Annotated in this window: 21 protein-coding genes and 1 pseudogene; 14 read left to right on the forward strand and 8 right to left on the reverse strand. The window is 62.1% G+C overall.

All coding sequences use genetic code 11. The annotated features are described in order from the left end of the window. Positions 1–30 precede the first annotated feature (30 nt). Together ABE456_RS00990 and ABE456_RS00995 are read right to left on the reverse strand one after the other, a co-directional pair. Entirely contained in the window at positions 31–387 is a 357-nt protein-coding gene (locus ABE456_RS00990) for a DUF6285 domain-containing protein (protein ID WP_346642305.1), read from the reverse strand. Then, positions 384–1,442, reverse strand: coding sequence for a phosphotransferase family protein (locus ABE456_RS00995; protein ID WP_346642306.1), 1,059 nt, complete (start codon positions 1,440–1,442; stop codon positions 384–386). Before ABE456_RS00995 ends, ABE456_RS00990 begins: the two co-directional genes overlap by 4 nt. A gap of 199 nt (positions 1,443–1,641) precedes the next feature. On the opposite strand from ABE456_RS00995, the gene prpR reads away from it, so the two are divergent. Further along, entirely contained in the window at positions 1,642–3,588 is a 1,947-nt protein-coding gene (gene prpR, locus ABE456_RS01000; protein ID WP_346642307.1) for a propionate catabolism operon regulatory protein PrpR, read from the forward strand. A 75-nt stretch (positions 3,589–3,663) separates the two neighbouring features. Here the strand turns inward: prpR and ABE456_RS01005 are convergent, their stop codons facing one another. Then, positions 3,664–4,614, reverse strand: coding sequence for a LysR substrate-binding domain-containing protein (locus ABE456_RS01005; protein ID WP_346642308.1), 951 nt, complete (start codon positions 4,612–4,614; stop codon positions 3,664–3,666). A gap of 146 nt (positions 4,615–4,760) precedes the next feature. On the opposite strand from ABE456_RS01005, the gene ABE456_RS01010 reads away from it, so the two are divergent. From ABE456_RS01010 to ABE456_RS01020, 3 genes are all read left to right on the forward strand, one after another. Beyond that, on the forward strand, positions 4,761–5,936 hold the full coding sequence (locus tag ABE456_RS01010; RefSeq protein WP_346642309.1) for a M20 aminoacylase family protein: 1,176 nt from the start codon (positions 4,761–4,763) through the stop codon (positions 5,934–5,936). 25 nt (positions 5,937–5,961) lie between these two features. Further along, positions 5,962–7,278, forward strand: a complete 1,317-nt coding sequence (locus tag ABE456_RS01015) for an MFS transporter (RefSeq protein WP_346642310.1) — start codon at positions 5,962–5,964, stop codon at positions 7,276–7,278. Between the two features lie 101 nt (positions 7,279–7,379). After that, positions 7,380–8,726 (forward strand): OprD family porin, encoded by a 1,347-nt coding sequence (locus ABE456_RS01020; protein WP_346642311.1) that lies wholly within the window; start codon positions 7,380–7,382, stop codon positions 8,724–8,726. A gap of 71 nt (positions 8,727–8,797) precedes the next feature. Here ABE456_RS01020 and ABE456_RS01025 read toward each other — a convergent pair. Then, a pseudogene (locus ABE456_RS01025) lies at positions 8,798–9,139 on the reverse strand (AAA family ATPase); the annotation flags it as partial. 443 nt (positions 9,140–9,582) lie between these two features. Here ABE456_RS01025 and ABE456_RS01030 point away from each other — a divergent pair. Next, entirely contained in the window at positions 9,583–10,176 is a 594-nt protein-coding gene (locus ABE456_RS01030) for a GNAT family N-acetyltransferase (RefSeq protein ID WP_346642312.1), read from the forward strand. Next, on the forward strand, positions 10,173–10,532 hold the full coding sequence (locus ABE456_RS01035) for a cupin domain-containing protein (protein ID WP_346642313.1): 360 nt from the start codon (positions 10,173–10,175) through the stop codon (positions 10,530–10,532). The genes ABE456_RS01030 and ABE456_RS01035 overlap by 4 nt, the downstream gene beginning before the upstream one ends. Before the next feature lie 63 nt (positions 10,533–10,595). On the opposite strand, the gene ABE456_RS01040 is transcribed toward ABE456_RS01035, so the two are convergent. Next, on the reverse strand, positions 10,596–11,027 hold the full coding sequence (locus tag ABE456_RS01040; RefSeq protein WP_346642314.1) for a GFA family protein: 432 nt from the start codon (positions 11,025–11,027) through the stop codon (positions 10,596–10,598). A 104-nt stretch (positions 11,028–11,131) separates the two neighbouring features. On the opposite strand from ABE456_RS01040, the gene ABE456_RS01045 reads away from it, so the two are divergent. Next, positions 11,132–12,025, forward strand: a complete 894-nt coding sequence (locus ABE456_RS01045) for a LysR family transcriptional regulator (RefSeq protein ID WP_346642315.1) — start codon at positions 11,132–11,134, stop codon at positions 12,023–12,025. A 540-nt stretch (positions 12,026–12,565) separates the two neighbouring features. Here the strand turns inward: ABE456_RS01045 and ABE456_RS01050 are convergent. Further along, positions 12,566–13,207, reverse strand: coding sequence for an HD domain-containing protein (locus tag ABE456_RS01050; RefSeq protein ID WP_346642316.1), 642 nt, complete (start codon positions 13,205–13,207; stop codon positions 12,566–12,568). A gap of 140 nt (positions 13,208–13,347) precedes the next feature. On the opposite strand from ABE456_RS01050, the gene ABE456_RS01055 reads away from it, so the two are divergent. The 3 genes from ABE456_RS01055 (at position 13,348) to ABE456_RS01065 (ending at position 18,535) form a co-directional block, all read left to right on the forward strand. Further along, positions 13,348–14,319 carry a helix-turn-helix domain-containing protein gene (locus ABE456_RS01055; protein ID WP_346642317.1) on the forward strand — a complete coding sequence of 324 codons (972 nt, stop codon included), beginning with the start codon at positions 13,348–13,350 and terminating at the stop codon, positions 14,317–14,319. A 578-nt stretch (positions 14,320–14,897) separates the two neighbouring features. Continuing rightward, positions 14,898–17,375, forward strand: a complete 2,478-nt coding sequence (locus tag ABE456_RS01060; RefSeq protein WP_346642318.1) for a TonB-dependent receptor — start codon at positions 14,898–14,900, stop codon at positions 17,373–17,375. An 83-nt stretch (positions 17,376–17,458) separates the two neighbouring features. Next, complete coding sequence (locus tag ABE456_RS01065; protein WP_346642319.1) at positions 17,459–18,535, forward strand: alpha-hydroxy acid oxidase; 1,077 nt, start codon at positions 17,459–17,461, stop codon at positions 18,533–18,535. A gap of 164 nt (positions 18,536–18,699) precedes the next feature. Here ABE456_RS01065 and ABE456_RS01070 read toward each other — a convergent pair whose 3' ends face one another. Both ABE456_RS01070 and ABE456_RS01075 read right to left on the reverse strand, forming a co-directional pair. Continuing rightward, on the reverse strand, positions 18,700–19,656 hold the full coding sequence (locus tag ABE456_RS01070) for an aliphatic sulfonate ABC transporter substrate-binding protein (protein WP_346642320.1): 957 nt from the start codon (positions 19,654–19,656) through the stop codon (positions 18,700–18,702). 16 nt (positions 19,657–19,672) lie between these two features. Next, positions 19,673–20,638, reverse strand: coding sequence for an ABC transporter substrate-binding protein (locus ABE456_RS01075; protein ID WP_346642321.1), 966 nt, complete (start codon positions 20,636–20,638; stop codon positions 19,673–19,675). Positions 20,639–20,837: 199 nt separating this feature from the next. Here ABE456_RS01075 and ABE456_RS01080 point away from each other — a divergent pair, with 199 nt between their 5' ends. The 4 genes from ABE456_RS01080 (at position 20,838) to ABE456_RS01095 (ending at position 24,785) form a co-directional block, all read left to right on the forward strand. Beyond that, positions 20,838–21,728, forward strand: a complete 891-nt coding sequence (locus ABE456_RS01080) for a LysR family transcriptional regulator (RefSeq protein ID WP_346642322.1) — start codon at positions 20,838–20,840, stop codon at positions 21,726–21,728. Between the two features lie 170 nt (positions 21,729–21,898). After that, positions 21,899–23,032 carry an acyl-CoA dehydrogenase family protein gene (locus ABE456_RS01085; protein ID WP_346642323.1) on the forward strand — a complete coding sequence of 378 codons (1,134 nt, stop codon included), beginning with the start codon at positions 21,899–21,901 and terminating at the stop codon, positions 23,030–23,032. Continuing rightward, on the forward strand, positions 23,029–23,973 hold the full coding sequence (locus ABE456_RS01090) for a D-isomer specific 2-hydroxyacid dehydrogenase family protein (protein WP_346642324.1): 945 nt from the start codon (positions 23,029–23,031) through the stop codon (positions 23,971–23,973). Before ABE456_RS01085 ends, ABE456_RS01090 begins: the two co-directional genes overlap by 4 nt. A gap of 17 nt (positions 23,974–23,990) precedes the next feature. After that, positions 23,991–24,785 (forward strand): class II aldolase/adducin family protein, encoded by a 795-nt coding sequence (locus ABE456_RS01095; protein ID WP_346642325.1) that lies wholly within the window; start codon positions 23,991–23,993, stop codon positions 24,783–24,785. Positions 24,786–24,848 lie beyond the last annotated feature (63 nt).

Consider the following 24,848-nt stretch of genomic DNA (forward strand, 5'->3'; position numbering starts at 1 on the left):
TGTCGGTCTTGAAACAGGGGCTCGCCGCGCTCAGCGCACGGCCTTGGGGTTACTGATCGCCAGCCGGTCGAGGGTCACCTGGCGCAGCGTCTCGACCAGGCTGCGAGCGCTGTGCGGGGTGTCGTGGCGACCTTGGCGAATCGCCCGCGCCAGCTGGCGTCGGGCGTCCTGCAACGACGGGGCGGGCGCATCGATCAGCGCAGCCAGGTGAATCTGCTCTTTAAGGCTGACGGCGGCGTCCAGGCGGTTTTCCCGGGCGGCGATGGCCATGGCGTTGGCGATCATCAGCGTCGGGTAGCGCAGCTCGCCGGGTAGCGCCGGCAAGACCTGCTCCAGCAAGGTCTGCCGGGCAATTTCGAGAAGTTCATGGGCGTGCGGCTGAGTCATGGCGCATCGGCTCCGGTCATGTTCAGGATGTCGAGTTCAAGCTCCGGCAGCAGGCGCGCAGTCAGTGCCAGCTCCAGGGAAGGTTCTTCGCCGGACAGGTGGCGCTGCCCCTGCTGCAGCGCGATCACCGCCCAGCGCAGGGTCGCCATGACCTGCCAGTAGTGCAGTTGGCGGGGCTCGATCCACAGTGGCGATAGCTGGTGGTAGCCACGCAGGAAATCCGCCAGCTGGCCGATGCCGCCGGCCTCCAGGTCAGGGCGCGTGAAGCGCCAACAGGGGGCGGTGAACCAACCCAGGTCCTCGCAAGGGTCGCCCCAGCCGGTGAATTCCCAGTCCAGCACCGCCTCCAGCCCCTGCTCGCTGGCCAGGTAGTTGCCCGTGCGGTAGTCGCGGTGCAGCAGACACAGACGGCTGTCGCGCGGGGCATGCAGCTCGCACCAGCGCAGGCCCCACTCCAGTGCCGGGTAGGCATCGTCAAGGGTGTCGAGGTAACGACGATAGGCATCGACGGTGGCCAGGGCCGGCGAACGCTGCGGCACGGGCAGGAAGTCCAGCGCCGCACTCGGCGGGCGGATCTGATGCAGGCGCGCCAAGTTGGCGCCGAGCTGCTCTGCCAGCCGGGCCTGGCCCTGGGCGCCCGCCCCTGCGCTGAGCAGCCGCCCGGCTGCGACACCCGGCACATACTCCATCAGGAAGAACACCCGCCCGTGGACCTGCATATCGCGACATAGCCAGAGCGGGCGCGGCACTTTCACCCCGGCCTGGTGGGCCACCTGCAACACGGCGAACTCCTGGGCGCGGTCGAGGCTGGCCGGCAGCGCGGACAGCGCGTCGCTGCGCAACACCCAGCGCCGGGCACCGGCCCAAGGGCCGCCCTCAATCAGCAATTCGAGCAGCCAGTTTTCCTGGATGGCACCGCCGCTCAGGCGCTTGCGGGCTTGCATGTCAACGCGCGTTGCCGTTGCCTGCTCACGGATGAAGTCGACAAGGCGCTGCTCATCGGTCGCGACCGCGAGTGTGTCGCCTGCCGGACAAATCGTAGAGGAACTGCTCATGAATCAATGGTCCTGCCTTCGGTTTCAAGTGGGCAGGTCAGCTAGAGCAACACCTGGGCCAACTTTGCCCGGGTCACCTGCAGCCCCCGTCGAACCTGGCCTGCAGCGACTTATGGGAAAAGCTGACGAGACGCCATATTTCACATATGAAACAAAGTAGTTCACTATGGAAACACTTCAATTCTGAACAGGCGCCGCCATGCACTCCCCCACCTCCCAGGTCGTCGTGCTGATCAGCCACCTGCAGCGCCCCCGGCAACGCAGCCGCCTCGCCCATATGGTGGCCGCGCTCGCCACGGACTACCCCGACACCCACATCGAAGTGCTCGACACCTCGGTGACCGAGGCACTGCAAGTCGCCCGCGAATTGGAGTTGCGCGGCGAAGCCGACGTGTTCATCTGCGCCGGGGCCACTGCCGCCTACCTGCGCAAGCACCTGGCGCGCCCGGTACTGACGATGCGCGTGGGCGGCGATGACCTGCTGCGGGCGCTGGGGCAGGCGCGCGAGCATGCCTCGCAAGTGGCCTTGCTCAGCTACAACCGCATCGACCAGGGCCTTCAGGCCATGGCCGCGCTGTTCACGGTGCAGGTTCACCAGGCCGCCTACACCTCCCTGGAAGAAGCTCGCCAAGAGGTCGAACAGGCCGCGCGGCTGGGATGTGGCAGCATCATCGGTTCCTCGACGGTGGTGGAGCTGGCGGAACAGGCAGGCCTGCACGGCGTGCTGTCACTGAGCGAGGACACGGTGCGCAAGGCGCTCGAAGAGGCCTTGGGCATTCTCGACAGCCAACGTATCGAGATCGCCAAGCGCCGGCACTTGAACGCCGTGCTGCACCACATCCCCACCGGCGTGGCGGCAGTCGACAACCAGGGCGTGGTGCAGTCGCTGAATCCGGCCCTGGCCCATCTGCTGGATTTGCCCCTCAGCGCGGCGCTGGGCCGTCCATTGCAGCAGCTGTGCCCGGAACTGGACCTGGAGCAGGCGTTTGCGGAGGGTGGCGAAGAAAACCGGGTGATCCGGCTCGGCTCACATGCAGTGGTCAGCAACCTGCTGCCGATCCTGGAGAACGGCCAGCGCACCGGCCTGGTCCTGACCTGCCAGGACACCACCGCCGTGCAGCGCGCGGACCAACGCATTCGCTCCACCCGCCGCCCCGGCGCCTTTACCGCCCGATACCGCCTCGAGCAGCTCGACGGCAACAGCCGGGCCAACCGCGAAATGCTGCAGCTGGCCAGGCGTTTCGCCGCCAGCCAGTCAACCATCCTGATCACCGGTGAAAGCGGTACCGGCAAAGAGCTGCTGGCCCAGGGCATCCATAACGAGAGCCCGCGCCGGCAAGGCCCCTTCGTCGCCATCAACTGCGCTGCATTCCCGGAGTCGCTGCTGGAAAGCGAACTGTTCGGCTATGAGGAAGGTGCCTTCAGTGGCTCGCGCAAGGGCGGCAAGCCCGGCCTGTTCGAAGTGGCTCACCGTGGCACGCTGTTCCTCGACGAGATCGGCGACATGCCCGTGTCACTGCAGACGCGCTTGTTGCGGGTACTGCAGGAGCGCGAGGTCCTGCGCCTGGGCGGCACCGAGCCGATCGCGATCGATGTGCGCATCATCGCCGCCACCCATCAGGACCTAAGTGCCGCGATACAAGATGGCGATTTTCGTACCGACCTGTATTACCGGCTCAACATCTTGCGCCTGCAGACCACGCCCTTGCGTGAGCGCCCCGAGGATATCGCCCTGATCTGCCGAGGCATCAGCCAGCGCCTGCTGGTCCAGGGTCAGCCGCCCGGCGCGGCGGAGGTGCCAAGCGCCCTGCTGCCTTACCTGGCACGTTATGGGTGGCCAGGCAATGTGCGTGAGCTGGAGAACGTGATCGAGCGGGCGATGCTCTCGGCCTGCGAGCTGCTGGGGGATCACGGCGTGGACGAACAGTATCTGGCGCGGGTGCTACCCGAGCTGTGCGAAAGTGTCGCGCCAACCAGCCGTGCCAGGCCTTCCCGGGAGTCGGACCTGCACAGCATCGGCAAGGCCGCCCAGCTGCGGCATGTGCAGGAAACCCTGGACAACTGCCAGGGCAATCTCGACGAAGCGGCGCGGCAGTTGGGAATCAGCCGGACCACGTTATGGCGAAGGCTCAGGTCAGTGCAGTGAATCAGGTACTTAGCCACCCAACGGCCAATTACCGATTAAGTATCGTTCGAGGACTGTCCATCTATGTTGCGACTATCAAAAGCTCAATCTGAGCTTTTCCATAATCCGCCTACCTGTTACATCACTTGAGCGATTCGAGGCCTTTAGCGCCTGCCGTAGACAACTCACCAAACAACGCGCGGCCGGGTCCAGAGTCTGGTCACGCAACTGGATCACGCTAAGGTCGCCCTCATCCAAGGACTCCTCAAGTTCCAACGCTTTCGCCTTGCTGCGCAAGGGCTCACACAGAAGCATTGGTTCAGGCGAAAACCCAAGCATTTCACCATCGATGATCAGGCTGCTAAGCATAGCGCTGGATTGAGCGCAGACGATTCGTCCTGGCTCAATGGTCAATCCATGACGCCCAAACAGTTGATGCATCAACGCTTGTTGCCCAGCTTGGGTAAAGTTCATCACCCAGTCCTGCCCGAGTAGCTGTCCCAGCGACCGAGCGCCAAGCATAGGGTGATCGATACGCGCCAACACCCGCATGGGGTAGTGGGCCAAAACCTCATGACTGAACTCCTGGGTCGACAGCCCGCCGGCAGGCCCTAGGGCGAACTGCATCTGGCCGCTGCGCAGCAATGTCAGGCTAACCGCCTGCAGGCCTTCGTAAAGCTCCAGTTGGACCCCTGGCATCTGCTGACGAAAGGCTTGCAGTGCCGTGCCCAGCAAGGTCTGCCCGAACCAAGGCGTAATGCCCACGCACAGGCGGGTCGGCGCTTCGCCGCGCAGGCTCGCCAAGTCGCGCTGAGCCTTTTCCAGTTGGCTGGCGATCTGCCGAGCATGAGGTAAAAGCGTCAGCCCGCCAAAGGTCAGGCGCGCACCGCCGGCATGGCGGGACAGCAAGGGCAGCCCTTGCTCTTCCTCCAGCTCGCGCAGGGCACGTGTGATGGCGGCCTGGGATAAGTCCAGGGCCCGGGCGGCCGAGCGGATGCCGCCGTGGTCGGCCACTGCGATCAGGGCCTGTAGCTGGTGCAGCTTCACGAAGAGTCTCCTGCCTGAACACCAAGGGTCGTCATGACAACATTTTTGCGGCTTATGCCCCGCCGCCGATGGCGCTAGGTTAGAGCACGAGGCCAAGGCCGCCAACTGGCCCAGCAGTGTCGCCTCGCGAACCAGGAAATGACAACATGCATACCACCTGCATTGCCCCCGGCATCGCTGCCATCACCCCGGCCATGATCGAGTTGCGCCGGGCGATCCATCAACAGCCCGAACTGGGTTTCGAAGAATTTGCTACCAGCGCGCGAGTGGCCAGCCACTTGCGCGAATGGGGCTACGAGGTCCACCCGGGCATGGCAGGCACCGCCGTGGTTGGCACTTTGCGCAATGGCAAAGGTCCCACCCTGGGCCTGCGTGCCGAACTGGACGCCTTGCCCATCGAGGAACAGAGCGACAAACCCTGGGCCAGCACGGTACCGGGCAAGATGCACGCCTGCGGCCACGACGGGCACACCGCGATGCTCTTGGCCGCCGCCTGCGAGTTGGCCCGCGAGCGCAATTGGCGTGGCACTCTTCACCTGATCTTCCAACCAGCCGAGGAAGGCCACGGTGGCTCAGGGGCCAAGCGAATGCTTGATGAGGGCGTGTTCGAGCGTTTCCCTTGCGACGCGGTGTATGCATTGCACAACTCCCCCGGCATGCCGCTGGGCCAGTTCGGCGTACTCGCCGGACCACGCATGGCCTCCACCGACAGCGTCACCATCGTCATCCATGGCAACGGCGGCCACGGCGCGATGCCTGACCGTACGATCGACCCGGTGGTGGTGGGCGCCTCGCTGGTACTGGCGTTGCAGACTATCGTCTCGCGCAACGTGCCGCCGAGCGAAACCGCGATCATCACCGTGGGCGCCTTCCTCGCCGGCGATGCCGCCAATGTCATTCCCGGCCAGGCCGAGCTGCGCCTGAGTGTGCGGGCGCTGGACCCCACCGTGCGCCGCCTGCTGCGCCAGCGCATTCAGGCCTTGGCCGAGCACCACGCGCAAAGCTACGGAGCCGCCGCCGAGGTGAGTTTCGGCGAAGGCTATCCGGTACTGGTCAACGACCCGCAAGCCAGCCAGCTAGCCGAACAGGTACTGCGCGACTGGCTTGGCGACGAAGGCCTTGCAAAGGGCCAGAAACCGATCTGCGCCAGCGACGACTTCGCCTTCTGGCTCGAACAGGTGCCTGGCTGCTACCTGCTGATCGGCAACGGCGAAGGCAGCGGCAGCTGCGAAGTGCACAACCCCTGCTACGACTTCAACGACCTGGCACTGCCCTTGGGCGCAACCTTCTGGGTGCGGCTGGCGCGGCGCTTCCTGGTCTGACGGCCACCGCAAGAGAGCAACGACGATGACAACAAAAACAACAGACTTCGCCATCGACACCAGTGCCCAACAGCCCAGCAAGCGTCGGGCAATCGCCGCGATCTGCGTGGGCAATGCCCTGGAGTTCTATGACTTTCTGGTCTACAGCCTGCTGGCCACACTCATGGCCAGGCTGTTCTTCCCCTTCAGCGACCATCCGCTGGTCCCACTGATGCTGTCGCTGGCCGTGTTCGGCACCGGCTTTGTGATGCGGCCGCTGGGTGGCCTGGTGATCGGCCTGTATGCCGACCGCGTCGGGCGCAAGGCGGCCATGCGCCTGACCCTGTGGCTGATGGCGATCGGCTCACTGCTGTTCACCATCGCCCCCACCTATGCCCAGGCCGGCCTGCTGGGCCCGGCCGTGGTGATCGCCGCGCGCCTGCTGCAGGGTTTTGCTGTGGGCGGTCAGATCGGTACCTCGACCACCATGCTCATGGAGTACGCCGACAAGCATTCGCGTGGCTACTACTGCAGTTGGCAAACCTTCAGTCAGAGCCTGGGCATTTGCATCGGCGCGTTGATGGTCACCCTGCTGAGCAACCTGCTCAGCCCCGAGGCCATGGACAGCTGGGGCTGGCGGCTGATCTTCGCCATGGGCCTGCTCGCCATCCCGGTCAGCGAATACATCCGCCATCGTTTGGAAGAAACCCACGCCCATCGCCAGGCCTCGCGCAGCCGCGCGCCGGTGTCCCAGGGCAAACAACTGGCCCTGTTGCTTCAACACCCGCGCTCGATGCTGGCAGGCGTGCTGCTGGTGATCGGTGCCACCGTGCCGATCTACACCATCCAGTTCTACCTGGCCAACCATGCCATCGGCGTACTCGGCATGCCCCTGGCCAGTGGCACCTGGGCGGCGATCGTGGCCTGCCTGCCACCGCTGTTACTGTCGGCCCATGCCGGCCGGCTGAGCGACCGCATCGGCCGGCGCAAGGCGATTTTCTGGCCACTGCCGATCCTGCTGCTGGCGATCTACCCGGCGTTCCTGCTGCTCAACCTGCACCCCAGCCTCCCGGTGCTGCTGGCCGTGGTGTTCCTGCTGAGCATCCCGCTGACCTACACCATCGTGCCCAACCTGGCGATCCTGCCGGAGCTGTTCCCTACCCGTGTTCGCGCCTGCGGCATGTCGTTGGCGTACTGCGTCGGCGTGGCCCTATTCGGCGGTTTCGCCCAGCTGTTCGCCGCAGGCCTGGTAAGCCTCACCGGCAACACCAACGCCCCAGCGTTCTACATCATCGCGGCGATCCTGCTGTCGCTGGTGGGCCTGAAACTGGCGCCGGAAACCGCCGGCAAAGACCTCGATTGACCCTCCAGGCTCAAGGATGAGCCCTCCCACTCCTCATGCCCACAGGCCTTGCGCCTGCAGCAACCGGCTGCGCCTAAAACAAAAAAACAGGTGACCCCCCTATGCTCCATCGCCACGCCACACTGCTATGCACTGCCCTGCTGGCCACCGACACCCTGGCCGAGCCTCGGGGCCTCATCGAAGACAGCCAGCTGGAGCTGCGCAACCGTAACTTCTATTTCAATGGCGACTTTCGCAATGGCGCCAGCAACACCCAGGGCGACAATGCCGCGCGCCCTACCGTCGAGCGCAAGGGCTACCGCGAAGAATGGGCCCACGGCATGATGCTCGGCCTCACCTCCGGCTACACCCAGGGCGCGGTGGGCCTGGGGCTCGATGCCCATGCCCAGCTCGGCCTCAAACTCGACAGCGGTCCGGGGCGTACCGGTACCCTGCTGTTGCCTGTCAGCCATAACCGCCAGCGCAGCGCTGAGGTGGCGGACGACTACAGCCACGTGGGAGGTGCGCTCAAAGCGCGTGCGTTCGCCAGCGAGGTGAAATGGGGCGAGATGCGCACCTCGACCCCGGTGTTCACCACCGCCGACAGCCGCCTGCTGCCAGAGATGGCCACCGGACTGTACCTGCGCAACGATGCGCTGGGCAGCTTGCTGTTCGAAGGAGGACACTTCACGGCCTACCGCGACTTCACCTCCAGCAATGGCGACGGTAGCCTGCGTACCCGCTACTCCGACGTCGAGGTGCGCAGCCTGGACTTCATTGGTGCCACCTACCAAGTCAACGGGACCCTGAGCGTCAAGCTGTTCCACGCCCGCGCCGAGGACAACTGGCTGCAGAACTACCTGAACATCAATCAGGACATCCCGTTCTCCCCCGCCAGCGGCCTGAATCTGGACCTGCACCTGTACCGTAGCGACGACACCGGCCGCGCCCTCTCCGGCCGGGTGGACAACACCAGCTGGAGCCTAGCCAGCGCCTGGCGCCACGGCGCTCACCGCATCACCCTGGCCTACCAGCAGATCGACGGCGACACGCCCTTCGACTATGTCGGCGGCCTGTCCATTGACTTGGCCAACTCGGTGCAGATATCCGACTTCAACGCCCCGGGAATGAAATCCCGCCAGGCCCGCTATGACCTCAACCTGGCGGGATACGGCATCCCCGGCCTAAGCTTCATGGCCCGCTACGTCTCCGGCAGCAACGCCAGCGATGCGCAGTGGCGCCCTGAGCGGCACTATGCCGGTGGCCCGCTATCCAGCTACGGCCAGTACGATGGCGCCCGCTGGCACGAGCTGGATCTGGAATTGCGCTACGTGGTGCAACAAGGGCCAGCCCGTGACCTCTCGGTGCGCACGCGGGTGGCCAACTACCGGGGCAACCAAGAGGCGCAGGTGGACCTGCCGGACATCAATGAAGTGCGGCTAATCGTCGAATATCCACTCAAGTTATAACTTTTGCGACTCTACAGTTTTAGGCCAATAAACCACAATGGAACCTGGTTCTCTGGTCGATCCCAAAATGACAGGTGGATGTCCTGGGCTGACGCAGTGCGTACCACCTGCTCCAGCTGGATTTTCACGAACGTTCGGATATTGTCCCGAGACAAAGCGTGGAACACGATGCTGTCGTCGATACGGTTGAGGAACTCAGGGCGGAAGTGCCCCTTGAGCACGCCCATCAGTTCGACCTTGAGCGCCTTCTCTCCGGTGCATTCGGCCTCGGGATGCTCCAGGTTGGCCATGATGAGCTTCGCGCCGAGGTTGCTGGTGGCGATGATGATGGTGTTGCTGAAGTCCACCATGCAGCCCTTGCCAACGGTCAGTCGGCCATCGTCGAACACCTGCAGCAGCACGTTGTTGACATCGGGGCCGGTCCCTTCGCGGGGCAAGCCGCTCCTACAGGTTCAGTTAGCTGGATGCCTACGACGTCCTGCCACCGGCCGAGCACGCGCTGATTAACCAAGGCAACGCCCTGGCGCTGTTCCCACGCCTTGCCAAGCAGCTCGCGTGAGCCTTTCGTGACAGGCGACCCCATGCGCAGGCAACTCTGCTCTGATTCCGGCCATCCCGCCATGCAAGTACACGTCGCCCCGCTTCTCGCCTTACCAAGTTCGGCAAGTGCACGATCGGTTCCCCAAGACTGAGCCATTAGACAGCCATGTGCCTTTGAGTATGGGGCAGCGTCGCACGCCGTGCTGACGGTGTTCGCCCAGAGCATGATGGGAACCGTTCAATCCGCTTACCCTGCCGCCCTGTCAAAGGCGTAATCCTTGAAAACTAACCACCCGATCCCATGGGAGCACTGTACATGCCTATCGACTTCAGACCCGCTCAAGCCTCGGACGCGCACGATATTGCGCGCTTCTTTCAACTGACATCGGAGGGCATGGCCGATTACATATGGAGCAAGCTTGCCGCACCTGGAGAAGCATTGCTGAGTGTCGGTGCGTCTCGCTATGCCAGGGAACAGGGCGACTTTTCCTACAAGAACTGCCTGATGGCCACTTTCGAAGGGCGAGTCATCGGCATGATGCATAGCTATGCCTTGCGCGAGTCCCCTGACAGGCCTGTCGAGACAGACCCGGTCCTCGCGCCTTATTCCGACATGGAAATACCCGACACCTTATACATATCAAGCCTGGCCCTGGATGAGGCCTGGCGCAGCCAGGGGCTGGGCGCCCAGTTTCTTCGCCACGCCCAGCAGCGCGCTGAGGACTCTGGCTTGGATGGGCTATGCCTGATCGATTATGCAGAAAACCACGGTGCACGCCGCTTCTACGAACGTCACGGCTTTCAAATTGTTAAAACCTGCCAGATCGTTCCGCACCCGATGCTGGTCGTAACCGGTGAAGCCCACTTGATGTATCGCCCTACCCACAACGTGCTCGAGAAAAAACCATGAACAAGAAACTGACCGTATTCCGCGAACTGGATATCCAACCGGTGCGCGACCTTCCCTTTTTTGAAAAGGTCGTGGAAGGCACCCCTCATACGCTGACGTCCAAGTACTATCACGATGAACAGCAAGGTCGCATTTCCGGAGAATGGGAAGCCAGCACCGGAGCGTGGCGCATCGACTACAAAGTTTGGGAGTTCTGCCATGTCCTGAGTGGAAGCTGCGTCATCGAGCTTGAGGGTTGCGCCCCCATCACACTGGCCGCTGGCGACACGTTCATTATCGAACCGGGCGCCAAGGGCAAATGGACCGTGCTGGAAGACATGAAAAAGAACTTCGTGATCCTCTTGCCAGCGAAATAGAAACGGGGTCGCGTTTCATCGAGCGCAGCGCAAGGACATTTTGCATGCTTGCCTGCTGTTCGATCACCCTAGTGCGGCGGCGAATGCTTCGGGCGTCGGGCTCTCCTGCCATTGCGCGATAGCCCCTGGCAGCACCAGCCAGGGCTGCTTGCGCCGTGTCCAAATATGTGCAATTGGCTCGAAACGTTCAGAGCCTTCCAGGATGCCGGCCCGTACCACACGCATGCCGGGGGCTGCCGTGGTCTCGTTGAACAGCCGGGTATGACATATACCGCAGGCATGTTGCTTGGACGTTTGACCTTGGTGTTCATGTTCAAAGATCGCCGTTTCGCCCGCCACCTGAACAGCTGAAGCCGCGCTAAGCATGTGCAGACCAAACGCACTGCCGCTCAAGCGTTGGCAGTTCAAACAGTGGCATGCATACAGTGGCGGCAATTGCTGCGCTACGATCTCAATCGTGACTTGCCCACATCGGCACTGACCGGTGATTCTCATGCGTTGGTTCCTTACAATGACGCCCGGAAAAATGTGGGCGAATGATCCCTTTTCACGGGCTCGGGCAGAAGAGCAAATTAGGAGCAACTGTTGGCTAAAAATGTATGAGCGGCATTGAATGGGAAAGCCAGCGTGTATTTCTCGCCGTGCTGCGCTCAGGCAGCCTGAGCGGCGCGGCGAAGTTGCTTGGTATCGCCCAGGCCACCGCGCGCCGACGCCTCGACCATCTTGAACACGCTCTCGGTGTGAATCTGTTCACCCGCACACCTCTTGGTCTGACGCCTACTGGCGGAGCGCAGCGCCTGATCGAACATGTGGAGGCCATGGATCTGGCCGCACAAACCTTCAACCGCATGGCCAGCGCTGAAGCGTCGGTGGATCACGGTACGATTCGGCTGACCTGTGGCGAGTTGCTTGGCGTCGAGGTACTGCCCGATCTGCTGCGCCCTTTCCATTACGAACACCCGGGGCTCAAACTTGAATTGAGCATAAGCGATGCCCTTGAAGACATTGCCAGGCTGCAATCGGATATTGCGGTGCGGCTGATGCGGCCCAACGAAGCTGATATCACGGTGCGGCGCGTCGGCAGTTTGCAGATCGGCATCCATGCCAGTGTCGAGTGCCTGGAGCGTTACGGTAACCCAACCTGCCTGCGGTCGCTGCGCCAGCGGCCGTTGATTGGGCCGGATAGACGCTCGGCGGACATGCGTCGACTGGTCGATGCCGGGCTATGCGATGCCGACCAACGTTTCGCTGTCGTCTCTGATCATCACCTCACTCAACTGGCCGCACTGAAAGCAGGTTTGGGCTTCGGTCTGTGCCCGACGCAAATAGCAAGAAACCACGGGCTGATAAATGTGCTGCCGAACTGTTTCGGCTTCGAAGTTGATGTATGGATCGCAATGCACAATGACTTGCGCAAAGTTAAAAGGATCAGTCAGACATTTGGGGTTCTCGGGGAGCAGTTGCATCGGTATCTATGCCCTAGCGGTCAGTGAGCCAGGTACGCGGCAGTGTCTACTCCTTGGCTTCAACGGCAACGTTGGGTCGAAAGTTCCAATCGATTCGCTGAATCTCCGCCTCGTTCATTACGCGACAATTACCCATCCCTCACACCAGACAACTATCCCAGACGAAGCCGGTCATTTTCACGATAGTTAGAATTTATTCAGGTTAAATAAAATGATTTCAAATCTCGAAGCAGTGAGCGAGGTTGCCCCTAAGCTCGAGCTTACGAGTTTTGTCTCCTCAGGGATTGTATTAATGTGGAGGCTGAGATTAGCCCCCACGCCTCGGACATGTTCAAAACCTGCACTGCGCACCAGGGGGTTAGTTTTTCGCATGCGCACCAATGTGACACGAGCTATTAATTAGGTAAATCTTGAACTGCAACACTGTTTTGAGCTCATCGACTCTACGCCATCTCAGTCATGCGACTTTAGTGCTACCGCTTCGAAGCTGATGCTTTCGGACCTCTCAGATTCAGGGGTGTAAACCTCGATTTCATAACGAAGGGGCCGCAATGCGGCCCCATTCATTTAGCTTGGCCAGCAAGACTGGCGAATGATGCTGCAGAAGTTACCCGCCAGGAAGCCAGGCTCCTTGTCGGCTATCACATTAGCCTTGACATTGCCGAATGTCGTTTGCGGCTTATGGCGGATGCCGTTATAGAACGTCTGGATGATGGCTTCTTTGAATTGATCACCACGTGGATGTGCTTGAACCACGGCATCCCGGTCAGCTGCGCTGAGCTCCTGGTGGTGTAACCCGAGGACATCGGTCTCCACACCAGCAGTGACCAATGCAATGAGCGGGTGCATGTGCTCAGGAATCCCTGGAGTGGTGTGAAGTGCAATTGCAGTCCACACGCGCTCTATGTCGCGTTCATTGATGCCATGACCTTCGAGAAAATCACGCGCAGCATTCGCTCCATCGACTTCGAAACGACAGCAATCGCTGCTGTGCTGGTGGGTCAGTCCCATGTCATGGAACATGCAACCCGCGTAGAGAAGCTCGTCGTCGTATTTCAGGCCCAGTCGCTTACCAGCAAGCGATGCGAAATAGAAGACGCGACTCGAATGATGGAAAAGAAGGGGCGAAGCGGTGTCCCGAACAAGCTCGGTGATTTCTCGGGCCATCGAACTGTCAGGCATGTGAATGCCAGCAATAGCGTTAGTCATATAGAGATCCTGGGGAGGATGAGTGAGGACTCCAGTCTGAGTGTCCAAGCACATGGCATCAATTGACTTGTTACGTCAAATTCTGCCATTGTCAGCCAGTATCGGACCTGGGCAACCTGCCCTCGCTTTTAGGAGCCGTTATGTCCCGCCCCCAAATAACTCTCGCTATCCTGGGCATGCCAGGGGTTCAGCTTCTCGACGCTTGTGGTCCGTTGGACGTCTTCGCGGAAGCCAACCGGCAAGCTGGGTATGAAGCCTATCGGTTGCTTCTGCTCGCTTGTGAACCTGGACCGCTGGTGAGCTCTTCGGGTACCCGGTTAATTCCTGATGCCTGGATCGGAGAGGAGATCGATGCAATTGATACCTTGCTGATAGCCGGAACCCCTCAAGCCGCCGATCAGTACCTTCGATCAGGGATTCTGGATTGGCTCCGCCAGCGTGCTCCGTTGAGCAGGCGCTTCGGTTCGGTATGCACTGGCGCATTTGCGCTTGCAGCTGCTGGACTACTTGATGGCCGCCGGGTCACTACCCACTGGGCTGTGGCGCAGCCTCTCTCTGAAAGATACCCACAAGTCACCGTGGAGGCGGATGCCATTCAGGTCCATGACGGAAATTTGAGGACAGCTGCGGGTGTAACGGCTGGGCTGGATCTTGCGCTTACGTTGGTTCAGGAGGATTTGGGCGATGAGATTGCGAAGGACGTAGCAGGCCACCTGGTCATGTACTTCAAAAGAACCGGTGGGCAGATGCAGTTCAGCCGTCAAGGATCTACTTCACCCACAGGGCGCTCTGCTCTACAGGCATTGCAGCGGTATGTCACGGCAAATCCGGCTCTGGATCATGGGGTTGCGAATCTGGCAGAGCGTATGGGCGTAAGCCCAAGGCATTTCGCCCGGATCTTTCAAAATGATGTGGGCATGACGCCGGCAGCTTGGGTGGAGCAGACGAGGGTGAATGCTGCTCGCGAACGGCTGGAGGCTGGAAATGATGCGCCTAAGCAGGTAGCTGCCATGTGTGGATTTGCAAACGCAGACACATTGCGCCGAGCTTTCGTCCGTCATATGGGCGTTACCCCTGCGGAATACCGCAAACGCTATGCGCGACCTTGTTGAGAACAGGGGACCGTTTGATAAAAGGCTCAAAATCAGTCTGTGGTGTACCCCCAATCACCGGGCTTGCAAACAACGGCCAGCGAAATACGGCAATCTGTGTTCAGGCATCATGCCATGTTCTGCAGCAGCCATTCTTTCGGGCTTGTACGCACCTTCCGCCGAAAGGTGCGGGCCAACAATGCATCGAGCTTTCCCTTGTGATCTAAAAAGCGTGCAGTTCAATGCAAGAAGTTAAAATTCGTTCTACGCATATTGATTGTAATATTACATGAATAAATTTCATAATTAGCTTAGAACCAAAAAGCCTTTTACATGAAGAAAATATAAGAATACGGTCTTACGCGGCCACCTCATCACGCTGGGGCGCTAAGGCGATCGGCACCGATCGCCCCCCACCCTACGCCAGTGATGAGAGACCGACGCTGCATGCCAACGCCCTCACGTTCCCACCCACCCGTGCGTTTCACGACCCCGCCCCTGACATCGGGGCAAGCATCCTGTACCCCTACCAAGGGCCAGTGCTGGCTTAACAAGACGCGGCTCCTGATTGCCGCTTGCCAACACAAGGAAAGTTGAACATGAACCAACGCCCACCCTTTCCATTACGATCAGGGCTAACAGCACTCGTCGCCTGCCTGGCGCTGCCGCAACTCTCAGCGCTGGCCGCCGATCAGCAAGAGACTCGACTCGACACCGTCTCAGTGATTTCCACCGGCCTGCGTGGGCAGCAACGTACTGTCGCCGACAGCCCGACACCCATTGACATCATCAACAGTGAACAACTGCTCAAAACCGGCCGGGCGGAACTGTCGGAGGCCATATCCAAACTGCTGCCATCGTTCAACTTCGGCACCAACATCGCCGGGGTCAACTCACAAGTTCGGCCGCTCAGCAATCGCGGCCTTGGGCCGGCCTACACGCTGGTACTGGTCAACGGCAAACGCCGTCATAACGGTGCTGCCCCCGCCAATGGCAGTACCGACACCAGTGGTGCCAACGCTGTCGACATCGACATGATCCCGATCAGTGCCGTCGACCATATCGAGGTGCTCAAGGACAGCGCCGCAGCCCAATACGGCTCGGACGCAGTAGCGGGGGTAATCAACATCATCCTCAAGAGCAATGCTTCGGGCGGTCATGCCGAGGCCAGCTACGGTCAATTGTTCTCGGGCCAGGGCGAAACCATCAAGAGCGCTGCCGACCATGGCTTCGAGCTGGGTGATGGGGGGTTCCTGCACCTGTCTGCGGATGCCCGCAAACGCGGTACCGCCACCTGGGTCGGGAAGTCGCCAGACAGCGTCCGTGCGTTTTTCGAGGATGATCGCCAGGCCGCCTGGGATCACGTGAGTACCAAGAACGGCGACCCTGATCTGAAGGCTTTCAACCTGGCCTACAATGCCGAGTTGCCGTTATCCGACGACCTCAAGCTTTACTCCTATGCCACCTATGGCGAGCGCAAGACCGAAGCGAACAATCAGCTGCGAGCGGCCAACGGCGCTGCATCGATCCCGGCGCTGTTTCCGGATGGCTACTACCCCTTGAACAACCTCAAGGATACCGACTATCAGTTCCTGTTCGGCGGTAAAGGCAGCGCGGCCAGTTGGGACTGGGACCTGTCCACCACCTATGGCCGCGACAAGATCGAGCATGCCAGCGACCTGACTGCCAACCCGACCTATGGCCCGCAGTCCCCCACCAAGTGGGATGACCTGGCCACATTGCAGTTCGAGCAGTGGGTCAACAACCTGGATATCACACGCCACTTCGATGGGCTTTTCGGTGTCTCCGTTCCCACCCAGGTGTCCGTCGGCCTGGAACACCGCTGGGAGCGCTTCCGGACATTTGCTGGCAATGACCCACGTGCTTACAGTGTCGGGCCCTACACCTTCCCAGTCGGTAGCCCGCTGTATGTCGCCAACGGTGCGCAACCGTCAACAGGCGCTCAGGGCGTACTGGCAATCCGCCCGCAAGACGAAGCGGATCTGAAGCGCAACAACTATGCGGCCTATCTGGACCTTGGTTTTGACCTCACGCCGAAATGGTATGTCGGCATCGCCGGGCGCGCCGAACATTATGACGACATCAAGGAAAACACCTACAGCTTCAAGCTCAATTCCCGCTACGAACTCACAGACCAGGTTGCCGTCCGGGGTACCTTGGGCTCGGGCTTCCGGGCGCCTTCCCTGACCCAGCTCGGCTATACCGTCACCGACAACCGCACGGCAGCGGATGCCAATGGCAACGCGGTGCCCGCACTGCGCTATACCGCAACGCCCGACAGCCCCGTGGCCCAGGCGCTGGGCGCAACGGATCTGAAACCAGAGAAATCACGGAACGCGGGCCTTGGTATCACCTGGCAGCCAGCGCCGCGGACCAGCTTCACCGCCGATGCCTACGTCATCGACATCGACGACCGCATCCTGCTCAGCGAAAACCTGTATGACCGCAGCAATGGCAACGGCGCAATTGGCGACATCCTCGAATCCGTCGGCGTGGCACGCAATACCTGGGTCAGCTACTACACCAACGCCTTCGATACCCGTACTCGCGGCATCGACCTGGTGGCCGATCACAGCAGCCAATTCGGCGCCTGGGGCGATGTACGCTGGAGTGCGGCCTTCAACTACAACAAGACGACCGTCGAAGGTAGCCGTAGCACGCCGGCCGCGCTGCAGAATGCGGGCGTCAGCGTCGTGGGTCACGCCGCAGAGGGTTTGTTGGTAGCGGCCTCCCCGCGCAGCAAATGGATACTGGGCGCCAACTGGACACTTGGCAACTTCGCCGCCAACTTGCAGACCACCCGCTACGGCAAGGTCGAGACCTGGCAGCAGAACCCTGCTCAAGACCGCAGCTTCGGTGCCAAGTGGATCACCGACCTCGACCTGTCCTACCTGCTGTTCGACAGCCTGACCCTCAGCATCGGCGGCACCAACATCTTCAACGTGCGCCCCGACAACAATGGCATCACCCAGGCGGCCTACAAGTACAACTATGGATCCCCACCTTTCCATCCGGGCGGCGGATTCTGGTACAGCAAGATCGCCTACGACTTCTAACCCCATGCCCAAGTTGCCAAACGCATCGTGCGCGCCGGGCCTGCAAGCCTTGCGCGACAACCACGCTCTTCACCGGAGGACAGATGCAACAGCCGTCTGCGAAATTCTTCAACCTGCTGGAACTGGAAGACCTTGCCGCTGGCCTCATAGCGCGCCCAGCATTCGACTACATCGCCCGAGGTGCGGGAGATGAGCAGACCTTGCGGGAAAACCGCATCGCTTTCTCCAGGGTCTTCGTCGACCAACGCATCCTCAGTGGCAAAACTGTGCAGAACCTTCAGACCCAGGTCTTCGGCAGCCAATTGAGGGCGCCGATCATGGTTGGCGCGATGGCGGCCCACGGCTTGGTTCACCCCGCGGCAGAGTCTGAAACAGCACGCGGAGCCGCAGCTTATGGAACCTTGTTGGGCGTCAGTACAGTCGCCACGCAAAACCTGGAGCAGATCGCCTCTGCCAGCCAGGGTGATAAGTGGTTCCAGTGTTACCTGACGCGGGACAGCGGCTTCAACCGCGAGCTGCTGCAACGCGCCAAAGCTGCCGGGTACAAAGCTATCGTGCTGACAGCAGACGTTACAGTCGGTGGCAACCGGGAGCATGATCGCCGCAACGCCCTGCGCTTGCCGACGCCTGGCAACTTTCTCGGAAACGACGGCTGCTGCCGGCCTCTGGACTTGCCTTTCGATAGCCGCATAGGCCTCGACAGCCTGGAGTTTGTCCGCATGCACAGTGCCGGTCTGCCTTTGATAGTCAAAGGCGTAACCACCAGGGCGGATGCTCGCGCAGTACTCCAGCACGGCGTCGATGCCATACACGTCTCCAACCATGGCGGTCGCCAGCTCGATGGCTCGCCAGCAGCGTTCGACTCGTTGCAACGGGTCGCGGATGAAGTCCGGGGCCAGGTGCCCCTCCTTTTCGACAGTGGCATCCGACGTGGCCTCGACGTGTTCAAAGCCATTGCGGCTGGCGCCGATCTGGTTGCCATAGGGCGCCCGGTCCTCTACGGCCTGGCACTCAACGGCTGGCAAGGCGTGCAGGCGGTACTCGAACAACTCGAACAGGAACTGCGCATCGTCATGCAGCTCTGCGGCGCTGCCACGCTCGCGGATATTCGCAATACCCCGTTACTGCACGGAGCGTCTGGTTCCGAGCCAACCGGTTGACGGCAAGCCAGACTATCGAAAGTTTACCCGCGAAGAAGGCGGCACAGCCGCTGCCATGCACCGCGTTGGATTCTTCGCGGGCGCGCCCGCTCCCACAGGGTACGCGGAGCGCCCCGCTTCAAGCCATGCGGCGTACATGTGGGCGCCTGGCTTACCGACGATGGCTAGTTCTGCGCCGGCTCATAAAGGCTTACCGAGCTGGCATCCACTGCTTTTGGCAGCAGCCCCTCGCGATAGAACGCATCGGCGATGCGCTGCTGCTCGGCCAGGTTCTCCAGCTTCACCGGCTGCACGTCATAACTGCGCCGGGCGTTGGCCTGCTGCACCGTGGCGCTGTCCAGGTTGCCCCACAACGGGCCCAGGATACGCGCGGCCTCCGCCGGGTTGGCCTTGGTCCAGGCCCCAGCCTCGCGCAAGGCAAGGTAGACCTGCTGCAGCACCTCGGGATGGGCCTTGGCGTAGTCGCTGCCGGCCAGGTAGTAGCGCTGGTAGCTGGCCAGCTCGCTGCCATCGGCCAGGATGCGCGCGTTCTGCTGACGCTGGGCGCTGGCCACGTAAGGGTCCCAGGTCACCCAGGCATCGACCTTGTGGTTCTCGAAGGCGGCTCTGCCGTCGGCGGGAATCAGGTAGGCCGGGGTGATGTCCTTGAAAGTAAGCCCGGCCTTGGCCAGGGCCTGGATCAGCAGGTAGTGGCTGCCGGCCGCCTTCGTCACTGCCACGCGTTTGCCTTTGAGGTCGGCCAGGGTCTTGAGCGGCGAGTCCGCCGGCACCAGGATCGCCTGGGCCGTTGGCGAGGGTGTCTCGCGGGCGAAGTAGGTCAGCTTCGCACCCGCCGCCTGGGTAAACACCGGCACGGTGTCGGCGACATCCGCCGACAGGTCGACATTGCCCAGGTTCAGTGCCTCCAACAGCGGCAACCCGCTGGGGAACTCATGCCAGCTGACGCGGATGCCCTCGGCCTGCAGGCGTTGTTCAAGGCTGCCACGGGCCTTGAGCAAGGTCAGCAGGGTCGAGGACTTCTGGTAACCGATGCGCAGGGTCTGGTCGGCGCTGGCCAGGTTTGGCAGCAAGGCACTGGCCAGCAGGGCCAGACCAAGCTGGCGTAGAGCTTTCAATTGCATGAACGTATCTCCAGAGTCAGGGTTGCGCGGCCAGTTTGGCGGTACCGGGAATGGTGAAGCCGCTGGCGAAGGTCGGTGCCACGTCGAGGCGTTCGTTCATCAGGCCGTGGGCATGATAAAAATCGGCGGTGTCCTGCTGTGCCGCCACGGTCTGTGGGTCGATCACTTGCCAGCGCAGATGGCGTCGTTCGAACTGCAGACGGGCGGCGTCCTCCGGGAAGCCGATGATTGCGGCCAAGGTTTTCGAGTAACTGTCCAGATGCTGGTTGGCCCACACCTGCGCCTCGGCAAGGCGGTTGAGGTAGTCTTGCAGTGCCGCATGCCGCGCAGGTTCGTCCAGCGCCTTGTCGGTGGCTGCAAGGAAGCTGTTACCGCTGGACAGGCCGCAACCGTTGACCAGCACCCTGCCCTGCCCACTCAGTTCGGCCAACGCGGTGTAGGGCTCCCAAGTCGCCCAAGCGTCCACCGAGCCATTGGCCAGGGCGATCTTGGCGTCCACCGGCCCGAGAAAACGGAACTCCACGTCCTTCTCGCTAAGCCCAGCCTGCTCCAGTGCCTTGAGCGCCAGATGATGCCCAATCGAACCTCGGCCGGTGGCAATGCGCTTGCCCTTGAGTTCTGCTGCACCTTGCAGCGGCGCATCAGGCCGAACCAGCAGCGCTGTACCGTAAGGGTCTGACTTGTCCACGGCGACGGCTTTGACCGGCGCACCCGAAGCCAGCACGAACAACAGCGGCGCATCACCAATGATGCCGGCATCGATCGCCCCGGCATTGAGCGCCTCGGCTAGCGGCGCGGCAGCCGGGAATTCGGCCCAATGGATGTCATAGGGCAAATCGCGCAAGGCGTCGGCAGCCTCCAGCTGGGCACGCATATTGCCCTTCTGGTCACCGATGCGCAGGGTCAGGCGCTCTGTGGCGCTTGCCTGGCCAATCAGCACCAGGGCCGCGGCAAGGGTCAGCAGTTTCGTTCGAATGGACATGGCGCTCCTCGCTGCCTGGGCGGGCAGCGTCATGCTGCCCGGTCAGGCGACTCTAGCGAGAACCATCAAATAAACTAAATTCATTTTAGGAATAACCTAATATGCGCTTTGATCACATAAATTCCTGCAGATGGCATTACCCGCCATTCCGATTATGCTAATGCCTTATTTTTCCCGTTCGATCTTGTGAGCGCCGATTATGAAAATCGATGATATGGACGCCTTCGTCGCAGTCATTCGTTGCCAGTCGACCAACCTTGCCGCCGAGGCCTTGCAACTGACGCAACCGGCCATTACCCGCCGAGTGCAGAACTTCGAGGAAGACCTCGGCGCCACCCTACTCGACCGCAACACCAAGCCCCTCAAGCCCACACCCATGGGGCTGCGGGTATACGAGCAGTGCAAGGCGATCCTGCGCGAGATCGACTCACTGCGCGAACTGGTGGCCAACGATGGCGCCCCATCGGGCACGCTGCGCCTGGGCGTACCTCAGACCTTGGGTGATGTGGTGCTGCTTGACGCCCTGGCGCAGATCCGCGAAGCCTACCCACAGCTGCGTACCCAGGTCAGCAGCGGCTGGGGCAGCAGCTTGATCGCGCGCATGGAGAACGGCGAACTGGACGCTGCTGCCGCATTGTTCCCGCCAGGCAAGATCTTCCCCGAGGGAATCGCCAGCCAGTCCATTGCGCGCATGCCGCTGAAGGTGGTGGCGGCCAGGGGCAGCGCGGGCAAGCGCAGCTACAAGCTCAAGGACTGCTATACCCGTGGCTGGGTGCTCAACCCTGACGGCTGCGGTTTCCGCGCAGGGCTGCAGCGTGCACTGAGCGAACAAGGGCTAAGCCTGTCAATCAACCTGGAGACGTTCGGCACCGAGTTGCAACTGGGGCTGGTCGCCAACGGCCAGGGCCTGGGGTTGGTCCCGGAACCGCTGCTGCAAGCCAGCCGGCATCGCGATGCGCTGGACGTGCTCAATGTCAGCGATTTCAAGCCGCAGGTGGACCTGTGGCTGTTCCATCCGCGCTACCTGGGCAATTTGCAGGAGCCCGTGGAACTCTTTGGTGAAGTCGCCGGGCATAGGCTGCTGAGCTGAGATCGCCGGGGCCTGCGTTCTCCGGCGCCATTAAATGCAATTTTCGCATAACGTGATAAACATTAAATTCTTAAAACAAATAATTAGCATAGAACAAAAAAGACTTTTACAGCGCTCATCCATACGAATACGGTCTTAAGCAACTTACCGTCATTCAGGGATGAAACCCCATGAGCCACCCCTCCGACAGCGCCCTCGCTGAGCTGACGCAGGCCCTCGCAGCCAATGCCGAGCGCTATGATCGCAGCGGCCAGTTCCCCCGGGACAACTTCGACCTGCTGCAACGTCACGGCCTGCTCGCCCTCACCGTGCCCCGCGGCCTCGGCGGCAGCGGCGCTGACCTTGCCAGCGCTCGCCGAGTGATCGGCGCGGTCGGCAAAGGCGACCCGGCCACCGCGTTGATCCTGGTGATGCAGTACCTGCAGCATTTTCGCCTGCAGGACGAAGCGCGCTGGCCCGAGCACCTGCGCCATCGGATAGCCCGCGATGCCGTGCAACATGGCGCGCTGATCAACGCGCTGCGCGTCGAACCCGAACTTGGCACCCCTGCCCGCGGCGGCTTGCCCGCCACCGTCGCCCGGCGCACCACCGAAGGCTGGCGCCTGAGCGGGCGCAAGAACTATTCCACCGGTAGCCACGGCCTGACCTGGTTCCTGGTCTGGGGGCGCAGCGACGATGCCGACCCGCTGGTGGGCGGTTTTCTGGTGCACCGCGACACGCCCGGGATCACCATCGTCGACGACTGGGACCACCTGGGCATGCGTGCCACCTGCAGCCATGAGGTGCAGTTCGATGACGTGCTGATACCTCTCGACCACGCCGTCAGCGTCAGCCCCGCCAGTGCCCCGAAAGCCGAACTCGATGGCCAGGGCCTGCTGTGGATGGCCGTGCTGCTGCCGGCGGTGTATGACGGCGTGGCTCGCGCCGCCCGCGACTGGCTGGCGGGCTTCCTCAAGCAACGCACGCCCTCTAACCTGGGTGCCCCGCTGGCCAGCCTGCCGCGTTTCCAGGATGTGCTGGGCCGCATCGACACGCTGCTGTTCGCCAACCAGAGCCTGCTCGATGCCGCCGTCGCCGGGCAAACCGCTGCGCAGCATGCCGGCCAGCTCAAGCACCTGGTCAGCGCCAATGCCATCCAGGCCGTGGCACTGGCCGTCGAGGCCGCCGGCAACCCCGGGCTTTCGAGGCGCAACCCGCTGGAGCGGCACTACCGCGACGTACTCTGCAGCCGCATTCACACCCCGCAGGACGACGTGGTATTCGGCCAGGTCGGCCGCGCCGCGCTGACGGAGGTTCGGTCATGAGCCATTCGATCATCGCCAGCCAGCTCGACGCCCAGGCCAACCAGCATCTGCGCGAGCATTTGCCGGATCATGAAGTGATCGATATCGCCCCCGGCCAGCTGGCCCTCGAAGTGCCCGCCGATGTGTTCATCCTGCGCCCTGTCAACGTGCGTGGGCAGCGCGTCGACAGCCCGCCGCCAGGTTGGCCCTGGGGTTTGAAATGGGTGCAGCTGGTATCTTCGGGCATCGACTTCTACCCCGACTGGGTCTTCAAGGGTGCGCCGGTGACCAGCGGCAAGGGCGCCAACGCCGAGCAGGTGGCCGAGTTCGCGCTGGCCTTGGTGTTCGCCGCTGCAAAGCAACTGCCAACGCTTTGGGTCAAGGATGCCGACTGGCGCCTGACCCCACTGGCGCCGCTGCGCGGCCGCACCCTGGGCATTCTCGGCTTCGGCAACATTGGCCAGAGCCTGGCGCGCAAGGCCGTGGCACTCGGCATGCGGGTGCTGGCGCTGAGCCGCCCTGGCCAGCCAATCGCCGAAGTGCCTGGCGTGGAACGTGCCGACGACCTGCGTCAGCTGTTCGCTGGCAGCGACCACCTGGTGCTGGCCGCCCCGCTCACCCCCGCCACTCGCGGCCTGATCGACCGCCAGGTGCTGAGCGATGCCCGCCCTGGCTTGCATCTGATCAATATCGCCCGTGGTGGCCTGCTCGACCAGCAGGCCCTGCTGGAGGCCCTGGACAGCGGTTTGATCGGCCGTGCCAGCCTGGATGTCACCGACCCCGAGCCGCTGCCCGTCGGCCACCCGCTGTATCAGCACCCACGGGTGTTCCTGTCGCCACACACCTCGGCCATTTCCGAGGAGGGTTACCCAGCCCTCCTCGAAGCCTTCATCGCCAACTTCCACCGCTACCGCGAGCAGGCGCCCCTGGCCAACCTGGTCGACACCGCACGCGGCTACTGATTACCGGAGAGCACACCATGAGTTCACTGTCTGCCATCACCCCCCGTTCCGACAATGTGCGCGACCGGGTCAGCGCCGAAGAGTGGGAGGTACGCGTCAAGCTGGCCGCAGCCTACCGCCTGGCGGCCCTGTTCCGCTGGACCGACCATATCTACACGCACTTCTCCGCCCGCGTGCCGGGGCCGGACGAGCACTTCCTGATCAACGCGTTCGGCTTGCTGTTCGATGAAATCAGCGCTTCCAACCTGGTCAAGGTGGACGTCGACGGCACGATCATCGACGACCCACTGGGCCTGGGTATCAACCAGGCCGGTTATGTGATCCACAGCGCCATTCACCGCGCCAGGCCCGACCTCAAGGCCGTGCTGCACACCCACACCCGCGACGGTGCGGCAGTGTCGGCCCAGCGCGACGGCCTGCTGCCGATTTCCCAGCACGCCCTGGCCTATTACAGCCGGGTGGTTTACCACGATTACGAGGGCGTGGCCCTGGACCTGGACGAGCAGCAGCGGCTGGTGGCCAACCTAGGCGACAGCAACATCCTTATCCTGCGCAACCACGGGCTGCTCACCGGGGGCATCAGCGTGGAACACGCGTTCCGCGAACTGCATGGGCTGGAGCGTGCCTGCAACATCCAGGTGGCGGCGCAGGCCGGGGGCAATGACCAGCTGTTGCATGCGCCGCAAGCAGCGATTGCCAAGGTGCATGAGCAATCGAAGCGTTTTGCCGATGGCAAGGGGGAAGGTATCCAGCGGCATTGGGATGCCTTGATCCGGCAGTTGGACCGGGAGGGCCGTGATTACCAGGACTGACAGCTTTTCGTTGGCTGTGCCGGCCTCTTCGCGGGGCAGGATAACCCACTCTCATGAAGGACC

Origin of the sequence: Pseudomonas sp. TWI929, assembly GCF_039673335.1 — a bacterium.
Taxonomy (GTDB): domain Bacteria; phylum Pseudomonadota; class Gammaproteobacteria; order Pseudomonadales; family Pseudomonadaceae; genus Aquipseudomonas.

Bases quoted from the DNA above. Each gene is read 5' to 3' on its own strand.
- ABE456_RS00990 (WP_346642305.1), bottom strand. From the start codon at position 387: ATGACTCAGCCGCACGCCCATGAACTTCTCGAAATTGCCCGGCAGACC.
- ABE456_RS00995 (WP_346642306.1), bottom strand. From the start codon at position 1,442: ATGAGCAGTTCCTCTACGATTTGTCCGGCAGGCGACACACTCGCGGTC.
- prpR (WP_346642307.1), top strand. From the start codon at position 1,642: ATGCACTCCCCCACCTCCCAGGTCGTCGTGCTGATCAGCCACCTGCAG.
- ABE456_RS01010 (WP_346642309.1), top strand. From the start codon at position 4,761: ATGCATACCACCTGCATTGCCCCCGGCATCGCTGCCATCACCCCGGCC.
- ABE456_RS01015 (WP_346642310.1), top strand. From the start codon at position 5,962: ATGACAACAAAAACAACAGACTTCGCCATCGACACCAGTGCCCAACAG.
- ABE456_RS01020 (WP_346642311.1), top strand. From the start codon at position 7,380: ATGCTCCATCGCCACGCCACACTGCTATGCACTGCCCTGCTGGCCACC.
- ABE456_RS01030 (WP_346642312.1), top strand. From the start codon at position 9,583: ATGCCTATCGACTTCAGACCCGCTCAAGCCTCGGACGCGCACGATATT.
- ABE456_RS01035 (WP_346642313.1), top strand. From the start codon at position 10,173: ATGAACAAGAAACTGACCGTATTCCGCGAACTGGATATCCAACCGGTG.
- ABE456_RS01040 (WP_346642314.1), bottom strand. From the start codon at position 11,027: ATGAGAATCACCGGTCAGTGCCGATGTGGGCAAGTCACGATTGAGATC.
- ABE456_RS01045 (WP_346642315.1), top strand. From the start codon at position 11,132: ATGAGCGGCATTGAATGGGAAAGCCAGCGTGTATTTCTCGCCGTGCTG.
- ABE456_RS01050 (WP_346642316.1), bottom strand. From the start codon at position 13,207: ATGACTAACGCTATTGCTGGCATTCACATGCCTGACAGTTCGATGGCC.
- ABE456_RS01055 (WP_346642317.1), top strand. From the start codon at position 13,348: ATGTCCCGCCCCCAAATAACTCTCGCTATCCTGGGCATGCCAGGGGTT.
- ABE456_RS01060 (WP_346642318.1), top strand. From the start codon at position 14,898: ATGAACCAACGCCCACCCTTTCCATTACGATCAGGGCTAACAGCACTC.
- ABE456_RS01065 (WP_346642319.1), top strand. From the start codon at position 17,459: ATGCAACAGCCGTCTGCGAAATTCTTCAACCTGCTGGAACTGGAAGAC.
- ABE456_RS01070 (WP_346642320.1), bottom strand. From the start codon at position 19,656: ATGCAATTGAAAGCTCTACGCCAGCTTGGTCTGGCCCTGCTGGCCAGT.
- ABE456_RS01075 (WP_346642321.1), bottom strand. From the start codon at position 20,638: ATGTCCATTCGAACGAAACTGCTGACCCTTGCCGCGGCCCTGGTGCTG.
- ABE456_RS01080 (WP_346642322.1), top strand. From the start codon at position 20,838: ATGAAAATCGATGATATGGACGCCTTCGTCGCAGTCATTCGTTGCCAG.
- ABE456_RS01085 (WP_346642323.1), top strand. From the start codon at position 21,899: ATGAGCCACCCCTCCGACAGCGCCCTCGCTGAGCTGACGCAGGCCCTC.
- ABE456_RS01090 (WP_346642324.1), top strand. From the start codon at position 23,029: ATGAGCCATTCGATCATCGCCAGCCAGCTCGACGCCCAGGCCAACCAG.
- ABE456_RS01095 (WP_346642325.1), top strand. From the start codon at position 23,991: ATGAGTTCACTGTCTGCCATCACCCCCCGTTCCGACAATGTGCGCGAC.